20 protein-coding genes and 1 pseudogene are annotated in these 25,688 nt (G+C 35.5%); 5 read left to right on the top strand and 16 right to left on the bottom strand.

Annotated features, from left to right (window positions below; all coding sequences use genetic code 11):
• Positions 1 to 51: 51 nt before the first annotated feature.
• Together ACETMN_RS17505 and ACETMN_RS17500 are read right to left on the bottom strand one after the other, a co-directional pair.
• Positions 52 to 525 carry a YbaK/EbsC family protein gene (locus ACETMN_RS17505; RefSeq protein WP_411734839.1) on the bottom strand — a complete coding sequence of 158 codons (474 nt, stop codon included), beginning with the start codon at positions 523 to 525 and terminating at the stop codon, positions 52 to 54.
• 54 nt (positions 526 to 579) lie between these two features.
• Positions 580 to 1,137, bottom strand: coding sequence for a helix-turn-helix domain-containing protein (locus tag ACETMN_RS17500; RefSeq protein ID WP_091019408.1), 558 nt, complete (start codon positions 1,135 to 1,137; stop codon positions 580 to 582).
• Between the two features lie 388 nt (positions 1,138 to 1,525).
• Here ACETMN_RS17500 and ACETMN_RS17495 point away from each other — a divergent pair, with 388 nt between their 5' ends.
• The 4 genes from ACETMN_RS17495 (at position 1,526) to ACETMN_RS17480 (ending at position 3,756) form a co-directional block, all read left to right on the top strand.
• Positions 1,526 to 1,795, top strand: a complete 270-nt coding sequence (locus ACETMN_RS17495) for an ABC transporter transmembrane domain-containing protein (protein ID WP_411734838.1) — start codon at positions 1,526 to 1,528, stop codon at positions 1,793 to 1,795.
• Positions 1,749 to 2,420 (top strand): ABC transporter substrate-binding protein, encoded by a 672-nt coding sequence (locus ACETMN_RS17490; RefSeq protein ID WP_411734837.1) that lies wholly within the window; start codon positions 1,749 to 1,751, stop codon positions 2,418 to 2,420. The genes ACETMN_RS17495 and ACETMN_RS17490 overlap by 47 nt, the downstream gene beginning before the upstream one ends.
• A gap of 414 nt (positions 2,421 to 2,834) precedes the next feature.
• Positions 2,835 to 3,044 carry a hypothetical protein gene (locus ACETMN_RS17485; RefSeq protein WP_143786566.1) on the top strand — a complete coding sequence of 70 codons (210 nt, stop codon included), beginning with the start codon at positions 2,835 to 2,837 and terminating at the stop codon, positions 3,042 to 3,044.
• Between the two features lie 313 nt (positions 3,045 to 3,357).
• On the top strand, positions 3,358 to 3,756 hold the full coding sequence (locus tag ACETMN_RS17480; RefSeq protein ID WP_105599016.1) for an RDD family protein: 399 nt from the start codon (positions 3,358 to 3,360) through the stop codon (positions 3,754 to 3,756).
• A gap of 67 nt (positions 3,757 to 3,823) precedes the next feature.
• Here ACETMN_RS17480 and ACETMN_RS17475 read toward each other — a convergent pair whose 3' ends face one another.
• From ACETMN_RS17475 to ACETMN_RS17420, 12 genes and pseudogenes are all read right to left on the bottom strand, one after another.
• Positions 3,824 to 4,765 (bottom strand): hypothetical protein, encoded by a 942-nt coding sequence (locus ACETMN_RS17475; RefSeq protein WP_091019402.1) that lies wholly within the window; start codon positions 4,763 to 4,765, stop codon positions 3,824 to 3,826.
• A gap of 1,396 nt (positions 4,766 to 6,161) precedes the next feature.
• A complete protein-coding gene (locus ACETMN_RS17470; RefSeq protein ID WP_411734836.1) occupies positions 6,162 to 6,296 on the bottom strand; it encodes a hypothetical protein in 135 nt (44 codons plus the stop codon).
• Positions 6,297 to 6,481: 185 nt separating this feature from the next.
• The gene (locus ACETMN_RS17465) at positions 6,482 to 7,246 is read right to left on the bottom strand and encodes a hypothetical protein (protein ID WP_091019399.1); all 765 of its coding nucleotides are present in this window, start codon (positions 7,244 to 7,246) and stop codon (positions 6,482 to 6,484) included.
• Positions 7,247 to 7,746: 500 nt separating this feature from the next.
• Positions 7,747 to 8,811: a hypothetical protein gene (locus ACETMN_RS17460; RefSeq protein ID WP_411734835.1), complete on the bottom strand. Its 1,065-nt coding sequence runs from the start codon at positions 8,809 to 8,811 to the stop codon at positions 7,747 to 7,749.
• A gap of 6 nt (positions 8,812 to 8,817) precedes the next feature.
• Entirely contained in the window at positions 8,818 to 10,311 is a 1,494-nt protein-coding gene (locus tag ACETMN_RS17455; protein WP_411734834.1) for an AAA family ATPase, read from the bottom strand.
• 221 nt (positions 10,312 to 10,532) lie between these two features.
• Positions 10,533 to 10,955: a hypothetical protein gene (locus tag ACETMN_RS17450; RefSeq protein ID WP_091020685.1), complete on the bottom strand. Its 423-nt coding sequence runs from the start codon at positions 10,953 to 10,955 to the stop codon at positions 10,533 to 10,535.
• A gap of 1,052 nt (positions 10,956 to 12,007) precedes the next feature.
• A complete protein-coding gene (locus tag ACETMN_RS17445; RefSeq protein WP_091020687.1) occupies positions 12,008 to 12,406 on the bottom strand; it encodes a transposase in 399 nt (132 codons plus the stop codon).
• A 54-nt stretch (positions 12,407 to 12,460) separates the two neighbouring features.
• Entirely contained in the window at positions 12,461 to 15,220 is a 2,760-nt protein-coding gene (locus ACETMN_RS17440) for a DUF262 domain-containing protein (protein ID WP_411734833.1), read from the bottom strand.
• On the bottom strand, positions 15,207 to 17,795 hold the full coding sequence (locus tag ACETMN_RS17435) for a DUF262 domain-containing protein (RefSeq protein WP_411734832.1): 2,589 nt from the start codon (positions 17,793 to 17,795) through the stop codon (positions 15,207 to 15,209). The genes ACETMN_RS17440 and ACETMN_RS17435 overlap by 14 nt, the downstream gene beginning before the upstream one ends.
• A gap of 2,460 nt (positions 17,796 to 20,255) precedes the next feature.
• Positions 20,256 to 21,444, bottom strand: a pseudogene (locus tag ACETMN_RS17430) (IS256 family transposase).
• A gap of 213 nt (positions 21,445 to 21,657) precedes the next feature.
• Entirely contained in the window at positions 21,658 to 21,930 is a 273-nt protein-coding gene (locus ACETMN_RS17425) for a hypothetical protein (RefSeq protein ID WP_091020035.1), read from the bottom strand.
• A gap of 373 nt (positions 21,931 to 22,303) precedes the next feature.
• A complete protein-coding gene (locus ACETMN_RS17420; RefSeq protein ID WP_091020038.1) occupies positions 22,304 to 22,723 on the bottom strand; it encodes a MarR family winged helix-turn-helix transcriptional regulator in 420 nt (139 codons plus the stop codon).
• 112 nt (positions 22,724 to 22,835) lie between these two features.
• On the opposite strand from ACETMN_RS17420, the gene ACETMN_RS17415 reads away from it, so the two are divergent.
• Positions 22,836 to 23,825, top strand: a complete 990-nt coding sequence (locus ACETMN_RS17415; protein ID WP_091020040.1) for a YhdH/YhfP family quinone oxidoreductase — start codon at positions 22,836 to 22,838, stop codon at positions 23,823 to 23,825.
• A 625-nt stretch (positions 23,826 to 24,450) separates the two neighbouring features.
• Here ACETMN_RS17415 and ACETMN_RS17410 read toward each other — a convergent pair.
• A complete protein-coding gene (locus tag ACETMN_RS17410) occupies positions 24,451 to 24,807 on the bottom strand; it encodes a hypothetical protein (protein WP_143786582.1) in 357 nt (118 codons plus the stop codon).
• An 89-nt stretch (positions 24,808 to 24,896) separates the two neighbouring features.
• A complete protein-coding gene (locus ACETMN_RS17405) occupies positions 24,897 to 25,166 on the bottom strand; it encodes a hypothetical protein (protein WP_341073268.1) in 270 nt (89 codons plus the stop codon).
• Between the last annotated feature and the right edge of the window lie 522 nt (positions 25,167 to 25,688).

Here is a 25,688-nt window from a genome sequence, read left to right as displayed (position 1 = left end):
GCGTATAAAACAGTCAAAATGTTGGCGCTACCCATATAGAACTACTATAAATCAATCATTCCATCCTTTACATACATCAATCCACTCTGAATAACTAGAGAATTTTTCTAATTGTTTTATTGTAAGTTCAATAGCACTATTACTACTCCCGCAAGCAGGATACATTGTATCGAAACGTTTTAGAGATATGTCTAGATAAACAGAAGCATCATTTTTGATAGCAAATGGACAAACACCTCCAATGGCATGACCAACCATATCAATGGCTTCATCAGGAGAAAGCATTTTTGCTTTTGTTTTGAAATACTCTTTGAATTTTTTGTTATCCACTTTTGCATCCCCCGCAGCAACTACTAAAACAGCTTGTCCATTCACTATAAAAGAAAGTGTTTTTGCGATTCTCTCTGGCTTACAACCTAATGCAGTTGCAGCCAAATCCACGGTTGCACTAGATACTTCAAATTCGATAATTTGAGAATCCATACCATATTGTTTAAAAAAATCTTTTACTTTTTCAATTGCCATAATCAGCACACCTCATTTTAAAATATTTTCTAGAAGATCATAGATGAAACTTGCCTATGTTCTTGGGTAAAAAATCATGTTGTAAATGATACATGGTTCTTGATAGAGATTATTATAGGAATGAAAAACATTAGCACGAAAGCGGAGTGCCTGATTTTCTTTTAAAACAATTTTCTTTTTGTTGACTACCATTTCTAACATACCTTGTACCACAAAAACATATTCTTCCACACCATCAAGGTGCCTTTCAGATGGATGGTGACATCCAGGATCAAATTCGATATAAAATATTTCTACGTTACGGGTAGGGTCAAAAGGAAAAACAGGAAATGCTCTCATTTTTCCATCATTTTCAATGATAGCGTCTTTGGACCGTGTATCAACCACACTGCACTCATCTTCTAGCTCTTCCAATAATAAAGATAAAGGGACTTTTAAGCCGACTGCGATTTTCCAAAGAGTTGTAATCGTTGGTGAAGACTGTCCTCTTTCAATTTGTCCAAGCATAGGCTTACTTACATCAGTAAGTTTAGAAACATCTTCAAGTGTAAGATTTCTAGTTGCTCGTATTTCTTTTAACCGTTCTCCAATGGTTAATACTGGCGATTGCATTGCATCACTCCTTTTTGTATGTTATAGCATTTTAAAATATAATATAACATACTAGCAGTTGGATTCAATAGGCGACAGTTTAATGATGTAAGTAACTCCTTCACATATTTATCCATACTAAATGGAAAATATTGCGGGAGTTACAGATCAAATAAGTCATATTTGTCTATACAATAAAAAACGAAAACTTTCTCCAACAACACTTCTTTTGCTTGGCGAGAATGTAAATACTTCACCATTCATTCTCAAGTTAAGCGACGAGGTCATATGTCCAATAGGGCTTATAATCTTGTTTGTGTGGCTTCTGGTGGAGTATGCGGCTTATGCCTCGCTCTATGACAAGACCTATCGGGCACCATACAGCCTCGCGGCCTCAGGAAGGTTGTAGTTGGCCGAACATATTCGTCATCTGTCGTTAAGATTTTTCGGAAAACATGATCCTGGGGATCTGACGAATCTGATCTTGAGTGATTATGGTCAGGTCGAGCATACGATCTCTCACAATCTGTCGCAGCTAATCAGTGCAATTGTGCTTCCTGTGCTTGCTTTTGGCGGGCTTCTGTTGGTGGATTGGAGAATGGCCGTAGCTATGAATTGCGGTTCCCTTAGGTGTGGCTCTGTTATGGCTCACGGATTCAATTCAGGCACGACTGAGTGAGAACCATGTTCGAGCCAAAAACGAAGCCGCCAGCCGGCTGCAGGAATACCTGAGCGGTATTCGTGAGATTAAGGCTCACAATATGGGGGGCCAACGTTTTGAACGGCTGCGTCGTTCTTTTGATAAATTGAAGTCAGCTTCCATTGGGTTGGAAGGCATCATGGGACCTACAATTGCATTGCCTTACTCTTACTATGATTGGAGAGATCACCTGACATTCTTGGCAGATACGTTTGGAGAAGAAAGCAAGAAAGATGAATATCTGGCCAAGTATGATGCGAAATCGGCAGAGTGGAAACAAAAGCTGGAGGCGGCTGTACATGGTGAATCCTTTGCCGTAATTGAGACATATCCAAACAACCTGGTCATCTATTCCGATAAAGGTGCAGCTGAGATGTTATACGGTGAATGGGGCCTGAAGCGCACAGAGGGGATCCCTGATCCAGAGGGCTGGGGCGGTAAACAGATTGCACTGGAGGCTCTGGCTACCGTTAATCCGGATCGTCTGCTATTGATGGAGAATAGCGAGAATAAGATGGTAGACAGCAAGGTGTGGAATGACATGAATGCAGTGAAGAATGAAAAGATCTATAAAATGAGCTTATGGACCGCCTGGGTACGATGATTCTGGAAGGTCAGAAGTAGTCGTTGAGTTATAACAATTTACGATGCTTTAACTTTAACATTTAACAGAACCTATTAACGCCTATGTGTAATTGTGTAATTTGTTCGAAATCATGTAACTTGGACGGTTCTGGCTGCGTTTAGACATTGGGGTGATCTGATGTTGGTGAACGCGGTTCAACGTTACATGGTATTAGGACTGATATTTATCGGGATCTTCTTTACATCACTCATCGTTCTTGAGAGGATTGAAGGGTACCATATTACAACGACAGAGTATTACGGCTTACGTAATCTAGGGGGCTTGATATATATTTTGTCGCTTATCCTGGGATTCGGTCACTATTTAGTCGCTTTTTATATTGTTATTCTTATCCCGATCTCATGGCTGCTGCGGAAATATGTATGCTTTCCTATGATGAGAACTTTCATCTATATGATTGGGTTTGGATGGGGCGGGCTGTGGGTTTTTGATCTCAACTACAATCCATATTTCGTGAATGGATACCATCTGAACCGAATAACATCGATATGGATATTTGCCATCGCCGGTTTAGTCTATACCCTTGTGGAGAATAAGATTTGGCGAAAAGGGCAGATGCAGAACAAACAGAAAGCTACTTAACAAATGTTGAGTAGCTTTCTTGGTTTACATAATTATTATGGTGTTTTCATGAAGACTCAGAAGCTAAATACAATATTAGAAAGGATTATGTAAGAGTAAGTAGTGAACATGAACAGCAGTCAAGTTGATTCGATAGTTTGTTATAAAATTCACAAAAGATGCAAGTAAAATGAAATAGGGGTTTTATCGTAAAAAGGTAAAATTTTCTGTTATACTATTTGAGTTGTGTACATAAAGTTAGATATTTTAATGAAGGGAGTTCATGAAGTAAATTAGCCGTTTAGTTTAAAATTGTAGTTTGGAGGAAAGCATTTTGTATAAAGCAGGTTTTTGGATTAGATTAGGAGCAAATGTGTTGGATAGTCTTATTATTTCAATTCCGTTAGTGATTATTGCAGGTGTGCTTACGGGTAACTTTGATACGGATGAGCCGATTGCCAAACTACTTAGTGCAATATACTCAATTTTATTACCAGTTTACTGGTATGGTCGAACCATAGGCAAACGTATATGTGGAATTCGAATCCGCCAATACGATACACACGAACCGCCAAAAATTGGTACGATGCTGATGCGAGTTGTTGTGGCTGGACTTGTGTATGTAATAACTTTGGGTATCGGAATTATTGTGAGTGCTTTTATGGTTGGTTTGCGTGAGGATCGACGTGCGATTCACGATTTTATAGCAGGAACAGAAGTAGTTTGGGATTAACTCGAAGAATGAACTGGCTGTGCAGGGGTAAAAATCACTGTGCAGCTTTTAAATCATTAGTACTGTTTCACAAAACTCGTATTTTGTACATATGTATAGAAATTTTCCTAGTGTCGGTGACCTCTCCATGTATAATATTAACTTTAAAATCATCGCCGCTCTCTTTAATTTTAATAACTGTGCTATAGTCAATTTCCTGGCTCCCCCAGCCGAAGTATTCCTCGATTTTTCCTTTATTTCGTAGTACGTTTTGCATACGCGCTGTATCTCGGATAAATGGAAGTTTATAACGCAGAAACTCTTCCTTATCACGAATTATAAATGAGACTTCATGCTCGTAAACATTCATTGTGACATGATTGAGAGAAATCTCCTTGGTTAACCACTCTAGATAATTCAGCCCACGAATTATCGGCGCTAGTTGGTATCGCAGATCAACGAATGCATCTGCTACGTAAGGTAGCTCCTTAAACTTTCCTTTAAAGGTCCCTATTTGGGAACCTTCTTTCCATAGTTTCAACATACGATTTAGGGCGGATATGCCACTTTCAAAGTCAGCTTCCATACCATAAACGTAGAACGAATAAAATACACGATCCAACTTAGTAGGCTTTGCTCCTAATAGGCCCTGATTTAAGTTTTCGAATGTCGCTAGAATTACATGCAATGCAGTAAAAGAATCTAGAGAATGCAGTTTCCGAACAATTCTTTTGTATTCTTCACTATACCAATCCATTTCTACATTAAGTACACGACATTGCTCTGAATAATCCTCAATTTGCAACCCAAGGGCTAAACAATGTTCTGCAACTAGCTTACAGAAAAGCGATGTTTGGTTAGGATCACCTGACATATTTAATAGAATCATTTCCTTTCTCAAAAAGGTGATTATTGCTTCATGGTTATTCTCTTTCACTGCAATCGAAATGCTCTTTTTCATCAATTCATAAGCTGGTTTGTACCTTTTATAACTTAATAACTCTCTTACCGATTTTACATCTTCCCACATGCTTTTCTCCCCTTTGGCTTCTATGTACAATCATACTAAATAAGACATTTTCTATAATTATGTCCTTGTCATATTAAGAAAAACCTACTCCATTTTAGTATATTTGATTCTCACCCTCCGTCTACTTATCCTTATCTGTTTTTACTTTTAGTCTTTCTTTTTACTCATTCGTGTATTTATATATGAGCAATTCATTTTCAAGAAAATTAACAGACTCTATGAACTTTTCTTGAAAATATACACGTGAGATAAACAGACAGGTAAATAAAGGACTATAGGGATAACTCCTCGAAACATAATAAAATGATAACAATAACGAGGTGATATATTTGATTAAAAGCACTCCCTATTGCAATTTAATTACCGAAGGTCGAAATGCTATGGATCACGAAGACACAGCTGCCATTCAAAAAATATTCGTCAAGGGTAAATCTCGCCATGAGATTCGATTTGCCTGGTACAAGAATAAGAATGGAAAATATCATTTTCAATCAAGACCTCTTGATCTCACTGAGTCTGAACTTCTATCTGTTTTCAAATCTGCCCTAAAAAATGATGTCTTCAGTCCAGAGTTCATACGGGATCTAAAAAGTATACTTTGAGTTTGATTTTTTATAGTGTACAGACTCATTTTAATTGCAACGATCCTTATTCTCAGCTTTCTAGTTGAAGAAAAGATTCTTAATGATCTATAATCCTTTGAATTAATACTGTTTAAGGAAAGAAAGCAACAACCTCCGGTACTGCGCAGTGAGGTTGGTTGCTTTCTTATTTATTCTCCGGAAATTTCCCTTTCTCATCTTTCCCATATAAGCAGTCACCGATCTCCCTATCCATCTTATTATCTAGCATTTAGAATTAGCACTATTCACTCCCTAGCTATCACTGGTGGGTCATCAAGGATGTGGAAACTCGCCAATGAGCTGATAATCTATAGGGAAGGTACTCTTCATTCAAAAGCTTAGTTAGATTGGTCTAAAGGCGATTAGCCTATGAATAAAATTAATGTCAGTATCGCATCTGGCTCCAATTCCTGTACGTATGCAATTAACTGCTCAATCTTCCCATAGGATTCTGTTCTACCTGAGCGAAATTATGAATAATGAATGATCTTTTGAGATATGGATGTTATCATAAACACTTCAATTTCTTTGCGAAGTCACCACTAAGATTTTCAATATACTCCAAGCACTTCATCGAAATATTAAAATATAATTGCTCTTATTATTCGCTTTCTACTCAATTTTGGTTGTGGCAGATCTGTTTTTATCTTTCGTGATAGGTGAATTCTTCCACAAGGACACGAAAAATTATAATTAATACTGAACAAAATAATTTTCCGATTACTTATTTTTATTAGGGGTAAACTGACGGTCTACAACAATCAGTAATGGAATCAAGTTCTTGTCCCCCCACTTTGTCCGTTGTTTACTTCACCAATAATTTCAAAATGTTCGTCCAGAGTCAAAATCTCACGAATTCCTTCAGTTGCTAATGCGAATTTATTATCCATACTAATAATTTCCAACAAGTGTATTCGATTTGCCGGCATTCCCACTTGGTTTCCAAACCTATAGCTTTTTGGATTTTTTGAATTATGAACTTAAAATATTTGATCATTTTCTCTGCATTTGTGGTTATTTCTTCATTGGTTGAATAGACTTTTGGATACTTCCTATGGTCTTCTTGATTACATTGATTTCAGTACAACTTCGACTATTTATATTTTTCAGTTACAATCTCTACACTACTAACATTTTTGTTTTCTTCATGTATTGTTAATGGGATCAAATACTGCATTACATTCATTAAAATAATCAATTTTAGAGATATTTCTTTTGTTCCATAGTTGAGGTCAAACCCATGTAAAATGGCATTTCTACTAATTTTAGATTCAATGGGCTGTTCGGGTCTAAAAGAAGTGTAAATTACCTTCTCGCAATATTTTCCAATTGATTCAGCATAGATAAGGAAATTGTTCTTATCCTTTATTAGATTTATTAGAGCTCTTTGTCTTAGGTGTTCACTATAATTAAAAGAATGATAAACATAGCCTTCGATTTGACAAAGTATGGTCGGTACAGATACAAAGTACATTCCATTGTTGTGGGCATCTAGCACCTGCTTAAGTATATTAATTCGGTTAATTAAGGTAGGGTTGGCGGTCCATATTTTTTCAATCTCGTTAATTCTCTCTAAAGTATAATATTTTAACATATATCGCCGATATAATTTTTCTGCTTTATGTATGTTGTTGCTATTGAGATAAAACAGCACACTATTCAGTACCTTTGTGTTCATAAACATTCCGGGATCTAAAATCCATTCTGTTTTAGAGGAAAATTCCTCAAGTACTTTAGAAAAATTGTTGGCCACTTGTTCGAAAAAACGGGCGAGAGCTTCTTTAAAACCAAGGTTATAGTCAAACAGACTTTTAAATTCCTTCTCATTGCTAAGTTTCAAAAGTGTCTCTCCATTCATTTGTAAAGTCTCCTAATCAAGATAGAATATTTGACTCACTTATTCTAACTTCTAAATATTATCAGTGCTAGTATATGTGAAAATCATATGATAAAGATTCTCTAGATGATGGGAGGTGTGGCAATTGAAGTGAAAATATATGAGAATAGTAATTATCCTCTATGGGAAAGTGACTGTTTTCATGATTCTTTCTAAGATTGTTTTTCCTCACTATTCATCGGTCGGCAAGCGCTAGTTCTGATACTGAAATCGCATTGGGTAGTTGCCCACTTACTATGCCACTGGACTATTGGTGAACAACCTGATCTATACTGAGGGAAAATATCGCGTCAATCGGTCGGATACATCCGGATAAGCTACATTTTCTAAAATTCTTCAATGATGATCCTCCATTCACCGACACAATCTTCCTAAAAATTGTAATAAAGGCTTGCTCCACTTTTCATCGATAAACCGTTATCAAAAGACTCTTCCCAAATAGAAGAATTGATTAAGAATCATTATTGCTTAGAACTGATAAAACCAAAGAAGTGAGATTCTATATATTCTATGTCATTCTGATAATCATTCTCCTTAACAATTTGATTTATGTAGTCATTCTTAATTTTTGATCCATCCATCGCTCTTTTTAATTCTTTGTTGTCAATAATAGCCTCTTGGAAATATTTATAAGTGCAGCTTTCAATATCGTCATGAGTTATTGATCTAAATCGTGCTATACCTTTAAGTTCTGCGATTGCACTTTTTCGAACCCCAGTTCGGTAGTCATGTAATTCCGCCGTCATATATTTTTCATATCTATCTATAATTTTAAATAGTTTTATAAAATTATTAATTTTATCATTTATCAGCTGTGAGTTTGTATTGTTCAATTCAATTTCTATTTTGAATTCATTGTTTTCGTTTTCGTTAACAACAAAAGTAAAGTAACTAGACACTTCTTCATAATAAGGGTGTGCTATTGGAAGATATATAGTATCTCCTTTTATAACCTCATTACAGGCTTTGCAAACTACGATAAGATTTTCTGGAAATATGGACAATACTGGAAAATTAGCCTTTGGTAAAAAATGATCTACTGATACTATATCTTTGTTTGTTTTAGTAATATCACAATAAGGACAAACTTGATTCAGAGACATCATCGCTCTAAAATCATCCAAAGACGTAGATGTTGTGAAATAAGCATTATTGAAAGTTTTGTATTTTAGTAAATTTTCATACAAAAAAATGAGTATTTCTTTAAACTCTTCAGTTGAAATATCCGTAAATTTAGATCTCCCTCTCCACTTCCCGTTTAGTATAGATCTATACCTTCTAACAAACTTTCCATATTCTTTACATAAATCTATAGGGCACTCTTTCAATCTATAGAGTTTATCAAGGAGTACTCCTCTGTTAAGAATATCCCTTACATTGGGATTAATTAAAATCATATTCACTTTCAACTCACCCTTGGTATAATGGGGATTCCTCTTTGAAGATATTCTTATTGCTTTTAATAGCGTACACATAAAATCATGATATGGCTTTAAAAAATTTATGTTTTCCGTTATCTTATACATAATTAGTCAGTCTTCATTCCTTGCCTCGTATATTTTTTTTAATTTTAAAAATAACTGAAATTTTGTTGGACTATCGCCTAGTTGATCGTATAATTCAATAGCCGAGTTAATGTTGTTTTCTTCTATATATTGCAATATTTTTTTTTCATAGCTCTCTAGAACTGTACCTTCCTTCTCTTCAACATCAAATATTTTCTTTAAAATCCCATCGTATTCTAAACCTATTGTTTGCTCTTCAATATAATCTTGGTAGATTGCAGTACCATTTTTTTTCAATAAAATAATGTTTTCTTTGGGTATATCTGAAACAATTAATGGCGCATGAGTAGCAATAATTACATGGCAATTCACATCAATTATATCTTTTAAGATGTTAATATAACCGTTAATCCATTTTGGATGTAAGTGTGTTTCTGGTTCATCGATTAATAAGACTGAATTTTCTGAAACAGAGTGGGCTATTTCAACCAGTCTTAGGAATAAACTTAGTTCGCCAGAACTCCAATAAGATAATGGAATAATATCAGAATGATCAGAATTAGGATAGAACCACAGATCTGAAATCACATATCTATCAAACATTCCCAAAAACTTAATATCATTATAAAATTGAAATTCACCTTCAAAATAATTAATTATATCAGCAGAATCCACTAGTTTTCGAACTTCGCCTTTATAATAGGTCTCTCGCTTCTTTGAAAAAGCACTTGAAAAAGCTTTAATTTTCATGTTTACATATAAATACTCTACTAGCACTCGTTCCAACTGATTTATTGAAAATGCAGATTTGTGTGCATAATATCTATCATCTTTAAACAAATCCTGCATATATTCCGACACGAATTTTCTGAATTTTTTCGTACTATTATCATAACTTCTAATCTCATAATCGTATTCATCAATTAATTCATCCATACTCAAATTTTGATTTAAATTAGGCAAAACAACTTTCAATATCTCATCATAAAGCCCTCTAAACAAATTTTCTCTGAAACGATTAGTTGTGAACCCTATAATGTTGAATTCAAGATAGTATGCGCTTGGTATATAGCCAATATAATCAACAATGTCATGCATTTTACTTGAATGTTTACAAACATATTCTTTAATTACATATTTCAATTTACTTAATCCCATTTCGGAATAAATTATCGGGCAATAGGAGGACTTCGAATATTTCGCTTGTATGTATACTCTCTCTATTGGTGTATAAGAAGAGATAACTAGTTTGCTTGGTAGTTGTATAGGGATATCAATAGTAGATAAGAGATATTGTTCATCTGAACTTAATTCGTACTTCATATATGCATCAAGCATCTTATGCTTCTCTTTGGAGTCGGACAACAAATTAGTGATCGCTTGAAGTATTGACGTTTTTGCAGTCCCATTTTCACCGATTAGGACAGATAAATTAAATTTAGAATTGTTCATCTTTGAAAATTCGAGTTTAAAATCCTTTATTTTTTTGTATTTACCTATATAGACTTCCTTAATTAACATTATGGTACCTCTTTTCAAATATACATTCTCATGTTTAGTTAAATGCAGAATCTATTGTTGCAACTTTGAATGGAACAATTTACATTCCGGGCAAATAGTAAAAATATACTCATGTTTTAATCGTCCTGATTTTAATTATTTTTTACAAGCCTCTCCTTCAAAACATCTTAGCTCACCACAGTTTATGAGTCTATACGAATATTTCTGAATTATACTTTCACTTACTGGAAACTATTCCCCCCCCAGTTCATCATGTGAAGGTATTCTTTTAGTGCTCTTTGAACTTGACCATAACGTAGATTTTTGAATGATATTTCTTTATACGGCTTATTTAGTCCGTACGTATTGCGGATCTTTAAGATCTCGTCTTTATATATACCACCAAGATAATCATAGTCTGCAAATGTAAAGGTATATGTAAGATACTTACTCTTCGGAGCTTCTCCCCCATAATCAGATAATATCGCAACAGTATTCGTTTTGTCGAAATTTGGTAGTAACAATTGCCTATTATCTCGCCTTTGCTCAAATGCAGCATTCAATATATCAAATAAAAGAGTATTACGATCCTCCAAATCTATCGGTAGCTTAAAGTCTCTTAATATTAGTGAATTAACTAAACTAGTGAGACCATCTTTCTGCACTATCCATTCCTCCATTCATCTAAAAGTATCATATGTGAAGTTTATTTAAATCTCAAGGGGATCAAGAGTGCTGACCGCTTCCTGATAATATAATGCTTGAACATAGCTCCACACACAAGGTAATTGACGATCGTAAGCCTCGTGATGTGAGATTTTCTAAAATAAGACCAGAACTAAAATTGTTTCGGCTTCCACTGTACTAGGTATTTCATTCGTTTCGGGGCCCTAACGGCAAATCCATCCCCAATTTCTTGAGCAAAAAAAGCATCTTCTTCGTTTAGCAGGTTGATGCTTTTTGCGACAGCTTCTTTCCTTGACCAATTTTCACCATATGGTCTCGCGTAATGATAAAATATTCTGGCACGTCAAATTCACTCAGAAATTCGATTGGGCGCGTAATGCTTGAGTAAGATGACAAAAAAGATGCAGTCCAAGCTGCCATACTGATTGAACTTCCCGTAAATTAAATATCCACGATCGAAAAGGTAGGTGACTTGTTTTTCATCGAACAAGAATCCATCTCTGTACGGTCGGCAGGCTTGGCTGAGGTCAGAACTGCTTTCTCTCGGTATACACGGTTTCGGGGTCACGAAAGGCCACACTTAAATGGAGTTTGATCCCTGCTTTGGTTTTTGGATACCTGGCCCAAAGGTATTTATTCAAACAAAGGCTAACCGTGTTTTAACCAAGTACTTTTACATTTCTGATCCGAGAGCAATCAGGATAACTATGCTTCGAAATCAGGGCGACCAGGTCACAAAACAACTGCTGAAGAAGTTATGGCGATACCTTCCCGTTAGCTTAATGAAACAGATAAAATATTCTTATCGACATTAATGGCATGTTCCTAATATTTTCAGCAAATGGAACTGAGTTCTTGCCTTCAGAAAGCGAATTGTGCTTTTCTCTCGCCACATAATTTCTGTCATGATAATATTTAGATAACAATCTAATCCGAAATGGAACAATGTTGTTCTTGTCCTTTTCGGCAAAGGAACCAAGTTCTTGTCCCCCGACATCTTCACCTTCATCAGGTCGAGTTGCCAATGGGACTATGTTCTTGTCCATTCCAGTAATCGGTACAAGTTCTTATCGCGAGCTAAGGACAAGAACTTGTACGGATAAAATAAAAAATCCTCTAAAATAGCGACTTTAATGGGTATATGTTCTTGTCCTTTGACATTCATTATATTCAATCTCCGCCCGCAAGTAAGCCATTTCTTCTTCCATACTGGAAAACTTGGTTCTAGGCGTCCCCGTTTGGATGTAGCAGGTTCTAGACTTATTCCCCGTTTCACTTTTGCTGCCCATACTTGCAGCTGAGATTTATTTTGAATATCTAAACGTGTCGCTACTTCACGTATACTCATATGTTCTTCATTGACTAGCCGGGCTGCCTCCAATTTCAATTCCAAGGAGTACCGCCGGAATGTTTGTACCTTTTTAGCCATGAAAAAATCCCTGCGTTGACATGATTAAGTCCATTAATGTTGGCTTACAATGGATTATTTGAGAAGATGAGTGCACTCAATAGATTGAAGAACATCTAATGAAACAAAATCTTCTTTCTCAATTTGGAAACTAGCTTTATCTTTGTACCAATACTTATATATATCCTCAGAATTGTATGAGTAGCTACGTTTATCCCAGTTATCCTGTCTGGTATCCTCTATGTTTTTATAACCTTTAATTTTTCTATTGAAATCATTCTCTTTTTCTTTAATAGTTTGTTTTTCAGTGGAAATGTTAAGATCATACTCGTATTGCTTGTAACTATTCCCCCTTAAAAACTCTGTAATTACAACTTTTCCATCAGCTACCGAGATGGTCGAATTAGAATCATATGGAAATGAAATATAATACATATAACCAAAGAAACTTCTTAAATTCCATGTAGAACCACCTTGTTCATATAATAAATATTTTTCCGCACGTCCTTCCCATAACAACCGCAAACCAAATTGATTTATGATTTTCGGATATGAATCAAATATAACCCCATCCACTATATTAGACCTTTGATATAAACTTTTCCCATAATAATCCCAAATATAAGAATCATATACATTATTCTGATTGAAGCTACCATTATTTATTTGATCAAATAAATAAACAGTGGCGAAATAATTACACTTCCAAGATACCCAACCACCGTTATGAAATCTCTTATTGTAACTATGCTTGATGTCAATATGAACTGTTCCCTGAGCATCGTCATACGAAACATTGTTATCAAATAGTTCCTCAATATCTCTATCAATTGCATACTTTAACCAACAAGCTTCATAAGCTGAATTAGAAAATTGATTCTTTAGCCAGACTTTTCTTTGCAGTTCGTCTGATAGATCGTTGGCTATCCAATTATCATATGCTATTTTTATGATTTTATATTTTTCTTCACTTAACTTATTATCTTTATGTTCTATATCATCATTTATGAAATAATAATTATCTTTCCAATAATGAACATTTTGTTTTCCTGTCTCATTCTTATCACTTATTTGTTGGTTTATCATACTAGAAGTCAATAAGTAATTATTGTTTACATCCCAGTAACTCGCTACAGCGAAGAGCTTTTTCCAAAGTAGTTTTTCTTGATTTATCTCACTGCAAAGAAATCTTTCTGCCACCTCCATATATCTCAATAAACAATCTATTTTCTCTTTCGTAATTTCATTTACCCACATATCAGATATACTTAATAAATATTGAATTTGCCGTTTACCCGATTTGACTTCTAACGATGCAAATAGCTTGTAATCTTCATTTAACCTCCTAATAATACTTGCTTTTATACACTGCTCTTTAATTCTGACTTTTATATCATCTACATCAGTAATCTCACTATTATCCGTATGTACATTCAACTTTGCAATCATTTCATCTGGTGTTTCTTGAGCGAAAAATTCAAATACATCTGCATATTCTGCACTGTACTGAGCCAGTAATTCAATTGTTTGAAACCCGGTCTGTTTCCAATCTCCATATTTCAGGTTAAGTAGCACATAATCTAATTGATCAAGCTTATTTTCGTTGACATATTGTTGTTGTGATATGTAATAATAATAAATATATCGCAAATTAGATACTAGGTTATCAGAATCATTTGTTTTAAGCTCATATATATTTTCCCAGAATAATGTCATGCGTTTTTGAATTCCACCATCACCATCTATTGTTGTTAGCAAAATATTTAAAAACTCAAAATATTCTCTCCAAAATTCTGAGATGTCATCTTTTTGAGATTCAGAATAAATGATGGAATAATAAGCATCAAATGTTATATGTTCATCCTTGGCTTCACCCCTAATAGATCGCAAGAGGATATATGTATTCATCAACAGTTTAAGGGTTTTATCATTAATTTGTTTGGTTTTTTCCTCTAATTTTTTCTCTTCTGAGCATTCCTTATAGAAAATATCAATAAACTTCTGATCATATTGATATACAAATTTCTGATTTTCTTTAATTTCTTCTCCTAATTTGTTCTCTAACAAAGACAAAATTGCTTTTATATTTTCAAATTCATCCAGCTGCTTTCCCCTAGCATTTAATCGAATGTAATTGGTAGAAGCAGTATGTTCTGCATCTTTAGCAAATTCAGAAAGAAAATCAAAGCAAATTAAAGTACTGGTTTTTAACTGATCATAAAATTCCTCAGCCTTAGAAATATCAATTTTTGTTTCAGGATTGTCTATAAACTCGCTAAACACATTAATAATAGAAAGAACCGTAGTATCTGTAAGCCACTGCGACTTAAACCACGCTTTCAATTTAATATGCTCTAACAGTGTGAGTTTATTGCGATCACAGCTTTTGAAAATATTTAGCCACATTTCTTTGTTATCTTTAATTCTCAAAAAGCTGAAAAATTCATTTGCATAATTTCTTGTCTCATAGGAAAGAGACTTCAGCTCGCAAAAGCGCGCAAATTCTCCCTCTGCAGAGTTTAGTGCCAAATACCAATGCAGTAAATATAAGAACGTAAGCCTCTGTTGACCATCAATAGGATAAAATATGAAATTATCTCCTTCATCTTCATGCAAACCATATACAATATTAAGACTTAATTTTTTTCTCGTCTGTAAGCTCTCTTTAACATCTTGGATCATTCTTATTCTTTTGTATTTAATACTTACTTCATCCAGTCCCTGAACATAATCACGTTGAATGGCAGGTATACATATATTATATTCCTCTAACAACTTATATAAGGAACACTCTTGTTTGGAGATGGTTAAGACATCTTTATTATCTATTAACATTCCTTTTATCCTTCCCAACTTTTTTAATGTTTAGAAAATCTTTAATTGTCTGGATAATATCATTTGCATACGCATATCTACTCTCATACATCCAGTATTCATCTGTAGTTCGTTTTTTTGAATGTACATCTGTAAAAGCTAAAATAGTCGCCAAAGGAATAAATTCTCCCGACTTCATTTTTTTAAAGATTTCTTGTCTTTTTTCGTTAAAAGGTTTATTGCCGACACTTTCGCTTCCATTAACTATATTATCTAACAATGCCATATTTCCTATTGAATTATCAGACATCAAATCATTAAACTCATCTTTAAAAAATTGGTTTACTTCGGCTTCGATTGACAGGTTTACTTTGGTGAATATTTCCTTCAGCAAAGAATGATAATGTGCACATTTTTTTATATTAGTTATGCTTTCTATATTATCGATGATAGTTTCGTACATCCTTGTAAATATTCCTTTGAAATCAGTTCCTTCTTGACCATCAGTATCCTCCTGAACTTTAGAATTCAATATAAACAAGGATCCATCCATATATTTATCAATATACCCTTTGATAGAATCAGCAAATTGTATATTTGGTAGTAATTCCTTTAACACTTTAATGCAATTCTCGCGTTCTTTTTCAAACAATGAGACAATCTTTTCCGCATTAATGTTTCTAAATATATCATTATTGGTTGTTATATGGTTAATTATTGCTTCCTGGTTTTCTTTGTTTATTAATTTTTTGTTTCTTTCCAAAACCCTGATTTTCGATAATAAATCTATGGATTTTTGAATCAGTATTAATTTTTGGGCATATTCTTTTTCATAGCCATTCTCAACATGTTTTTGTTCTAAAAATAATTTAATTGCTTCCTCATCCTTTTTCCAATTAATTATTCCAGAGTTAACAAGTTTAGAGGGAGAGTTATCATGTTTAAAGGGCGAATGGGAATGTTCCTCTTTCCCGTATAAAAAGTTGATATACTTAAAGATCATGTTGTTCTTTAATACAATATTTCCATTTACGTCCAAATTACCGACAAAAATACTTAAAAGATCCTTTCGAGCCTTTATTATGTTTTCTTTAGGAATTTTAGTTTTTTGAGGAAATATATGCTCTCTAGTCCACTCACGCTTGACATTATTATGCTCAAGAAAATTATAACGATTACCAATTCCTGTAGATCTTGATAAAATTATCAAATTGTATAACAGCAATACTTCACGCAATTCGTCACCTTTGCCGTATCTGATCGATTTTATCTTTTCTTCAATATTTTCTTCCGCATACATGAGTTCTCTAATTTTATTTTTTATGTAAGGAATACGTTCATTCCGGTCTTTTTGTAATAATTCATAAAATGTTTCATAACTTTTCAGATATAAAAAGTTACTTTTCTCGCCTTTTTTTTGTTGATAAAGGGTAATAAAACTAAGTAAATTGTATATACTAGTGCCCTTTTCGGCTTTTTTCTTACTTTTATCATCTTCTATTTGAGTTCTTCCGTCGCTTTCGTACAACTCTTTCAATTGTTCAAAAATATCTACGATTTTCCCCCAAGTTGTATCATTATTTAGAAGCCTCTGCACTCTTGTAAATAACGAATATTCAAATGATACACTTAATTTTTCTATATAACGATCTAATCCACCCTTAAGTTCTAATTCATTTTCCAATAATAGGTATTCAAATAAAACATCAATTCTGGTTCTACTATGATTATTAATACTATACTGGTTTTCATGAGGCACAAAAGCCCAAAAATCCGGTTTCCGCAATTCATTTTCAATAGAATACCATACTTCCGAAATGGCAAATTGCTTTTCTTTGATCTTGTTTCTTTCAAGTTCATTGTTTATTCGGGTAGGATTCATTATCTCTGCTTTTATAAGTTCTGCATCTGTCAGTTCTATTTTTCCCATGTTAATCTTTGAAAATTGTGTTATTTCCGAATTTCTCTTATCATTTTCTGTTGAATTGATTGGGTACCAAATGAAAGCACACTCATTTAACAGTCGCTGCTTTAAATCAATCAGATTATTAAATCGATTTTCCCCCAATAATTTTTTTACTTTATTGACGGATGTGCAAAATGCATCGAGCATATAATCGAAATCTAAATTTTTCTCTACATTCCCTTCTATCGTATAGCATTTAAACGTTTCCCATAAACGCTCTTGGTTCAAGGCCTCGACTGGCAGATCAGTGAAGTTTTTATACTCTGTTAAAAAACGCAAGAATATAGCACTGCTTTTACGGCTCTCATATTCTAAATGCATCGTTAGGCTTAAATCATGAATGGTGTTGCCCGGATCTTTTGAATTCAAATAATTTAAAGCCCCTATTATAATAAATATTGTTGTTAGTCGCTGTTGGCCATCTATTACATTCCATTTTAGCTCAGTGCTCGCAACATTACTTATAACAAGAGGCTGAAGATAATACTTCTTATTTTGCTCTTCATAAATATCATCAATAAGTTGTGCGACTTGGTCACTCCCCCAACGGTATCCTCTTTGATAGGATGGAACAATAAAAGAAAATCTCATTAAATCTTTTACCGATATATAATCCAGATCATTACCCATAAACTTAATCATTCCTTATTAGTATTATGAAATATTTTAATATTTGTAGACTCTATCTAGAAATAAGCGGTTGAACTTTTTCAGCTCGGCAAACGTAGAAGATTTCATTCGATTAGAATGCTGGATTTGTAGCACTTTAGATTACGAGTAAAGTAGCGCCGGCATTGGCAAGCTTTAATACGATTGTACCGCCCTTCTACGGTTAAGATGGCTCAGAGGCAACGGGTAATTCAACATCTCATCCTGCCAATTGCACGTCGTTTTCAAGGTGCTTCTCACCTCATTATGGTCGACCTCTTCTCCTTACTTTAGCCAGCGAGTAAACCTAAACGGGCAATATCAACGTTTGATGAACATTTATACTACATAGAAAAAGCTTCTTTACTTTCCCAAACGTTGCGTAACTATGGAGAGAAAACAAGTTTGTTCCGATCATCACGTTAAACATCTTGTTCCGAATTGCAGATGGGACAGTATTGTTTGTGGCTATAAGGTATGCTTCAAGAGAAACTTCCTGGGTATGTATGGAGAAGATTGTTGTTTAGATTTTTAGACTTTATTTCGACGCTATAGTGGGTGGCATCTTTCATATCCTTTTGATCTTTGGTCGGTAGAACTTAGCACATTGCAGGATCTTCAGATGTTTTTCCATTTAAATATACCGTTCTGCGCTTATCCAATTCGTCAACCGCTAATTTTGGTTTTGAGCCGTTATTTTGTACGACAATAGCTTCTCAAATAGTTTTTGATTGCATTCAGTTATCCCTCTTCCCCACTCTTTAATCTTATCCGTCAATACACCTCAAATATTGGTCACTTTAATCAACAGTGAGCAAGACTCAATATCTGAGGTGTGTATAGTGGCATCAAATTATGAGAGGGTAAAATTCACTGTTTACTTCAAGACGAATTAAGTCTAAAGTGATAAATTACGCCTACTTCATGTTATTTAGTAGCGCAATAGGATGATGGTTTAAGCCCTATCTAATTTGTCTCTCGAAGAGACCGCTGAACTATCAGGATAATCATGGGAATATCCGAGAGAGCATAGATGTCACGCGAAATTGGCCATAAAATTCATGGATAATTGTAATAGAAGAAAGACCATATATCTTAACGGAATATATCGAAGAATTCAATGTCTTGAGATGTCCAAATTTCATAATATCAGCTTCTTCAATATCTTCATAAAAGCTAGATATCATCTCAGTTAACATTTTTTCTTCATTAGACATGTAGTTATCTATCAAATTATGATATATGTGGTTAATTGAATAATTAGATGGTAGACTTCCACAAGATTTATAAATAATTCCACATGACAGTGCTGTAAAAAAATCATCAAACCTTCTAACATCAACCTTGTAACTTACAGTCCCATCTTTGTGTTTTATAGATCCCTCTATAAGTTTCTTTCGAAACGCACCTTCATTGTAGCCTAATTGAGGCATTACACTTCTAAGGAATACCTCTTTTGAGTTATTAACAGGAGAAGAATTTAAGCAGATATGCGCAAGAATATACTCATCATCAGTGGATTTTTCAGTTCTTACATGATTTAACAGTTAAGAGTTGTTCTCGTTGATCTTCTGGAAAAAATGCTTTAGGTGGAATGTGTTCCCTAGTTTCACCCTGCTTTATACAACCTTGAAAGTAACAAGTAATAGACATTCCTTCTCCTCTTTCTCCCTTAATTTAGAATATATTGTATTTATCATACCAGAACACTCCACTTGTGTCGTGTGGACACTGAAAAAAAGTTACAGGAATAGCATTTGTTCAATCAGGGGCGGCTGACAGCTGATGTCCTTATTTTCTCACCGATAATATCAGTTCATTGCTGAACAATTGTTCTGCTGTGACAATACGATTTAAGCCATTCATTAAATGGAATCATCGTCTATTCCCTTCAAGATTTAAAAGAGTACTTGGATAAGCGTCGGTTATAAACTCACAAATTGGCGGATGAGATAAAACGGAATCTGCGACAATAAATAAGCCAACTTTATATTTGAATAAACCAGCATCATCAAGTAGCAGAGTACACCACTCTTTATACAAGCCTTGTCCCCTAGCTAGGCCTTTTAAATGAACTTTCCAGAGATTGAGAGGGTTATTACTTCGCCCAACACACACTGGTACGATGCCTTCTATTTCAGAAACAATATATAAGATATAATTAGTATCTTTAGAGCTACCTTTGACTGCTAATTGTTCTATTTGTTTTAAGAATAATTGCTTTATCTAGATTCATGTTTCCTGACGGAAAAGAAATATATACCGTTGATGGTTAACCTGGTCAAACCAGCCATTGTTTTAGCAGGTACTTTTTAGTTAACATTCGTTCACTCCGGTAGCGTCAAGTATTTTGTGTAGTAAGATTATCCAGCGGAATGTTGAATGGGATATAGGTTGTTGTATAGATTGTGAGCATAGCTAAATAAGGGTAGGCCACGACTCTTACTCCTGGTTTGGCCTGCTCCCGTAACGTTCTCGGTACATCGATTCGAATGCAGCTTTGGTATCGGGATCAACAAATCCACGAATGGCTCTGCCACACCATCTCTCGTTGTAATCTGTGGCTTGCAAATAGATGATTTTTTCAGCCGCTCCAATGTGAGTCAAGCTGTTCATCGGTTTGAGACGTTTCCGGAGTTCTTTGTTCATTCGTTCGATCGGATTCGTCGAGTAGATGGCGGGCCGAGTGAGCACAGGGTAGTTGTAGAATGTGAGCAGCGTAGACAGTTGCTCTTCCCATGACTTCACTTCCTTTGAATATTGCTTACGCCATTTGTCCTTAAACCCGTCAAAGATGGCGCGTGCTACATCCCCATCCACCGCGGTATAGACCTGCTTGAGATCATCCAAAAATTCTGTTTTATCCGCAACACGAATTTTAGGGAAGGTCGCACGAACCTTGTGAACGATGCAGTGCTGGACATCCGCCTTCGGATAGATTTCGCGAAAGGCCTCTTCCAGACCCGGCAGACCGTCGAATGCACCTAGAAGTACATCAGTTGCGCCGCGTTTCTGGAGGTCTTTGAGCACTTCACGCCAGCCATTGGAGCTTTCGTGCCCCCCGACATAGAAGCCAAGAATCTGGCGAATGCCCTTTTCATCTATGCCCATCACGACATACACGGCCTCACTGCTCACTGAGTTGCGCTTCAGTTTGACATAAAGCCCATCCAGATAAATGACGGAATACCGCTTCTCCAGAGGGCGGTTCTGCCACGTTTCAATATCCTCCATGACGGTTTGAGTGATGTTGCTAATCATGGTTGGAGAGTAGTGCGTGCCAAACATGGACTCGATAAACCTCGCAACCTCACGTGTACTCATACCGCCTTTGTACATGTGAATGATCGGCTTCCTCCAGCCATCCCTCACGCCGCTGGTACGGCTCAAATAGACGGGTTCGGAACAAGCCTTTACGATCCCGTGGGACTCGTAGTGCCGGGATGGTGCCATGTTGCGTTTGAAAGCTTCTGGAGTAATGTCCGTTTCGACTATTGCGCGTCTGTGGCTGTTCTGTCTTCAGGAAGTGTTTGATTTCTTCGCGCATGATCAGCTCCAGTTTTTCCTGAAGCAGTTGAGTAACAGTATTTTCAAGTAGATTGTTAAAGCTATTTTCGGGTATAGTAGTCATTGAGTAGGGCTCCTTCTCTGGTGATTCAGCAATCCCGAGGATACCCTACTTTTTTATGTTTTGGATAGACTCCAAATCATGGTACACAAACTATTGTACGTCACCCTTACGTCTGGTGGACGAAGGAACCATAGCGCCCAAATCCATTGCGTTATGATGCGTCAATCTGAGAAAAAGCTAGCTAGTGTCCAATATTAAGGGGTTGAACCGTTATTATCCGCTAAGTTCTTTATAAACTTCTCTCGGTACCCCTTTTGGTCGTATTTCTTCTATAATGTCCCTACAAGGCATATCGGGTTTCTTAACTTGAAATGCTGTATTTGCCCTAAGAACAAAACCATCTTTAGCATTTTGATCCCCTCCCCAGGTTACACCTGCTGTCGGAACTTGTTCAGACGCCAGCTCCGCTTCACAAAGGAGACCAACTAAGGATCGCAAGTCAGTATCGTTAAGTTGAGCGATTTCATCACCTGTTATTTCAAGCATAATTTTCCTCCAAAATTCGTATAGAAAAGCGGAATTCTTTATAAACTTGAGCTTTTTTCATTTTCAATCATGTTTATTCTATTTTTAATAAATATATTTGACTCTAATGGTGAACCTCTGTTTGTCTCATCTTGAAACGAATTGATTCACTGCAAGTACCACCCTATTTAGAGCGTGTATCTCTTTAGATGAACATTAAATCAGCAATGACACAATGTTCTTGTCCTTTTCGGCAAAGGAACCAAGTTCTTGTCCTCAGCATGGGACAAGAACTTGGTTCCATAAAACAAAAAAGCCGCTATAATAGCGACTTTGAATGGAACAATGTTCTTGTCCCGCGACAATAATTGATACAACTCGTTGAACAGCAAAATTAAAATTCAGTCATTATTATTGTATTTAATGCATTTTTTAGTGCTAATTTATCATTATCAGTCATGTTTAGAAGCACCTTTTGATTCAACTTAATAGTTGCTGCTTCAACACCATTTCTGATTTCTAAAGATTTTTGAGTGGCTATCACGAAGACATTTCTACGATTTTTTGGATCTGCAGAACGTTCGATTAATTCTGCCTTGTGCATTTTATCCAATACCCCCGAGACAGTTGAAGCTTCTAAAAATAACATTTCTCCAATTTGTTTTGGGGTTAATTGCCCTTCTCTCCATAAAACATTTAACACGCCATATTGAGACGGTGTTATTCCATATTCTTCTATAAGCTTGCTGAAATATTTAAAAACTTTGTTCTGACTAACACTTAATAGAAAGTTCATGCAATCATTTAGTTCCATAGTCTCTGTCCCACTCTCCCCCATCTTGACAATACCTATTATACCATGTTAGATTTTGTTATAAAACATTTCTGTTACAGAAATATTCTATTACAGAACTAAGGGGGATTTTATGGATAACTTCAAGGCAATCGTCGTAAATGAAGATAACGGTCAAGTAAGTTACAGTTTGGAAATTGTTAATTTGGATAGTCTCTCCTATGGGGAGATTTTAATTAAGGTATCTTACTCTTCAATAAACTTTAAGGATATGTTGGCTGTCCAAAAAAATGGTGGTGTTATAAGAGATTACCCTATGATTCCAGGAATTGATTTGAGTGGAACGATTGTTCACACAGCAGATAGTCGTTACCATGTGGGACAGGAAGTCATTGTTACAGGGTTTGCTGTTGGTATGAGTCATACAGGAGGATTTGCGGAATATGCAAGGGTCCCTGCAGCTTGGATTGTTCCTATGCCAGAGAACTTCTCCCCCAAAGAGGCTATGATTTTTGGAACCGCAGGGTTTACGGCTGCTCTTTCTATAATGGCTTTAGAGAAAAACGGTATGGACATAAATAAAAATCCTAAAATCCTAGTCACCGGTGCAACTGGTGGAGTAGGTAGTATTGCTTTACAAATTTTATCTAAAATCGGTTACAAAAATATTTCTGCCTTAATTAGAAAAGAACATCAATTAGAGGTGGCAAGATCTTTAGGTGCTACAGATGTCGTTTACGCAGAAACATTAGGTGAGCAAATTAAGCCACTAAATAAGCAAAAGTTTGACTTTGTTTTAGATACTGTAGGTGGAGATATTGCTTCCATATTAATTCCCCAAATTTTTTATGGTGGTAGTATGAGTATGTGTGGGAATGCAGGCGGCATAAAACTAACCTCGACCGTACTGCCGTTTATACTTAGAGGAATCAGCCTCTTGGGCATTGATTCTGTAAATGTACCTATTGAAAACCGCGGATATATATGGGGTAAATTAGCAAATGAATGGAATATCTGTCAAAGTACTCTCGTGAGAGAAATTACACTTGAAGAACTATCTCAAACGATTGAAGCTATAAAACACGGAAACCATTTAGGGAGAACAATTATAAAATACGCATAGCTAGAGGTATTTATCAGATGAAAGTATTTTTTATTCTTATAAATTACCCCTCCATCACATTCAAGTAGTTGACTAAAAAGCAGCCGATCATAGGGATCAACTGCTTTCTTTGTATATTTGAGCTATCGTTTCCTGTTGGCGTAATTGATATCTATTAATGTAATGTATTCATATGCTCTTATCTTCTTAGATAACACTCACTCTTTACATCAGCTTAAGCCGCAGATTCGGACGAAGGTCAAAACCGGAACTTGACTAAGAAAGGCATACTGCGTTCGCCAATGTCCGTTGGGTTTGTTGTTTGAGTGAAGTTAAGTAGTAAAGACCGCCTGGTATTCTCCAAGGCGGTCTTTACTACATTTATTATAATTTTTTGTCTCTAATCCAAGTATAGTAACGGTATATTGAGATTATAATAAGCACAGTCAATAAACAAAACACGAACAGTATCATACCAAAGATTCCGCTTTCGGATAATCCATTACCATTTCTAAGGATAAATATGAGTAACCCGATGTCTGCTATAATAATAATTAATAGGGGGACAGCGTATCCTATTCTTTGAAAAATGATCTCACCCCCTTTTTTTTAAAATTAGAAGCCCGGTTTGTAGTTTATACCGTAATTAGCATCGTTGAACATAAACCTGATCAATAGCATATTGTTGGTATTGAGCTGTATTTTTAGTTATTGTAAGTCTAGAAGCGGTTTCATAAGCTGATGAGGTAATTCCAATTAGTATAGTTAATGCATTAGAAGAGTTTAAAACCATGGTTACCCATCCAGCAGGGCCGGAATATGTGAGGTAAAATAATACCATAGATGCAATTGCTCCGCCCCAGCTTTGTGCTTCCATTTTATTATTATATTCCAAGCCATCAACTACATATCTTTCGTAGGTATTAATATAAGATTTAAATGTTGAGAGTCTTGATGCTTTCCCAGAGTCATTACCGATATTACCATGCAGGCTGGTGTACATATTAGGCTCGCCAGATAGACCTAAGACTTGAGCAGCTTTTTTTGTTAACGTGTTAAGCCACTGCAGCGCATTTGCCGATTTCCCAAAAATTAATCCGGGTACCGGGTGATCCTTGGTTCATAATATAGATTATCTTTCGCGACAAAGGGAAAGCCTACTCGGCCGTAGGGACGGATACGCTGCTGTTCAATATGGGGGCAACCATGAATTTCGGCTGGTTTGACCAGGATACCGAGGAATCGGAGTTCGAAAGAACCGTCATGCATGAATTCGGCCATGCCCTGGGGTGTATTCATGAGCACCAGACTTGTCCCTCCACACTTGGTTGGCCTGCGCATTTTGGAGAATCTTATAATCATCACATGGATTACTAATGTTCAGCATGGCAACTTTTTGTGGTATATACGATATCATTGATTGAATATCTTGTTTAGCGGTTTCATGTTGATTCGGGCAATTGCATTTGTTAGTCAACAACGGTTCTCTGTTTTGTAAATGATAATATTCAATGCTGCTCGATGAGCTTCTCTCATCAAAATTATTTTTGAAAGCAACAACTGGAAACGAGTGATCCCTCATATTCTCAATTTCCTTCCAAGAAGGTACGCTAATTTCTTTGCTTTTCTTCCCTGCGGTCTTCATCCATACACAGAAGAAATTCTCACAAAACTGCAAGATCAGTTTTTCAAGAATCCAGGAAAGCCCCCATATCAATACTTCTACTGACTTTCATTTGATATTTAACGACCTGATCCAGAAGCTCCCTGATTAGAAGTGGTGCTAAATGAGCTTGTTCTTAACGAATTAAAGCCGTAGAAATGCTTCTCCTTTAACAGAGGTTTTTTCCAAAAAACAAAAGCATATGCATAGGGACAAATTTC

Source organism: Paenibacillus sp. M2 (genome assembly GCF_046713495.1).
Lineage (GTDB): Bacteria > Bacillota > Bacilli > Paenibacillales > Paenibacillaceae > Paenibacillus > Paenibacillus amylolyticus_B.
Note: the sequence above shows the minus strand (reverse complement) of the source record. Positions and strands in the feature narration are given on the sequence as shown.

Bases quoted from the DNA above. Each gene is read 5' to 3' on its own strand.
- ACETMN_RS17505 (WP_411734839.1), bottom strand. From the start codon at position 525: ATGGCAATTGAAAAAGTAAAAGATTTTTTTAAACAATATGGTATGGAT.
- ACETMN_RS17500 (WP_091019408.1), bottom strand. From the start codon at position 1,137: ATGCAATCGCCAGTATTAACCATTGGAGAACGGTTAAAAGAAATACGA.
- ACETMN_RS17485 (WP_143786566.1), top strand. From the start codon at position 2,835: ATGATGAGAACTTTCATCTATATGATTGGGTTTGGATGGGGCGGGCTG.
- ACETMN_RS17475 (WP_091019402.1), bottom strand. From the start codon at position 4,765: ATGTGGGAAGATGTAAAATCGGTAAGAGAGTTATTAAGTTATAAAAGG.
- ACETMN_RS17465 (WP_091019399.1), bottom strand. From the start codon at position 7,246: ATGAATGGAGAGACACTTTTGAAACTTAGCAATGAGAAGGAATTTAAA.
- ACETMN_RS17460 (WP_411734835.1), bottom strand. From the start codon at position 8,811: ATGTATAAGATAACGGAAAACATAAATTTTTTAAAGCCATATCATGAT.
- ACETMN_RS17455 (WP_411734834.1), bottom strand. From the start codon at position 10,311: ATGTTAATTAAGGAAGTCTATATAGGTAAATACAAAAAAATAAAGGAT.
- ACETMN_RS17445 (WP_091020687.1), bottom strand. From the start codon at position 12,406: ATGGCTAAAAAGGTACAAACATTCCGGCGGTACTCCTTGGAATTGAAA.
- ACETMN_RS17440 (WP_411734833.1), bottom strand. From the start codon at position 15,220: ATGTTAATAGATAATAAAGATGTCTTAACCATCTCCAAACAAGAGTGT.
- ACETMN_RS17435 (WP_411734832.1), bottom strand. From the start codon at position 17,795: ATGGGTAATGATCTGGATTATATATCGGTAAAAGATTTAATGAGATTT.
- ACETMN_RS17425 (WP_091020035.1), bottom strand. From the start codon at position 21,930: ATGCTTGAAATAACAGGTGATGAAATCGCTCAACTTAACGATACTGAC.
- ACETMN_RS17420 (WP_091020038.1), bottom strand. From the start codon at position 22,723: ATGGAACTAAATGATTGCATGAACTTTCTATTAAGTGTTAGTCAGAAC.
- ACETMN_RS17415 (WP_091020040.1), top strand. From the start codon at position 22,836: ATGGATAACTTCAAGGCAATCGTCGTAAATGAAGATAACGGTCAAGTA.
- ACETMN_RS17410 (WP_143786582.1), bottom strand. From the start codon at position 24,807: ATGTACACCAGCCTGCATGGTAATATCGGTAATGACTCTGGGAAAGCA.
- ACETMN_RS17405 (WP_341073268.1), bottom strand. From the start codon at position 25,166: ATGATTATAAGATTCTCCAAAATGCGCAGGCCAACCAAGTGTGGAGGG.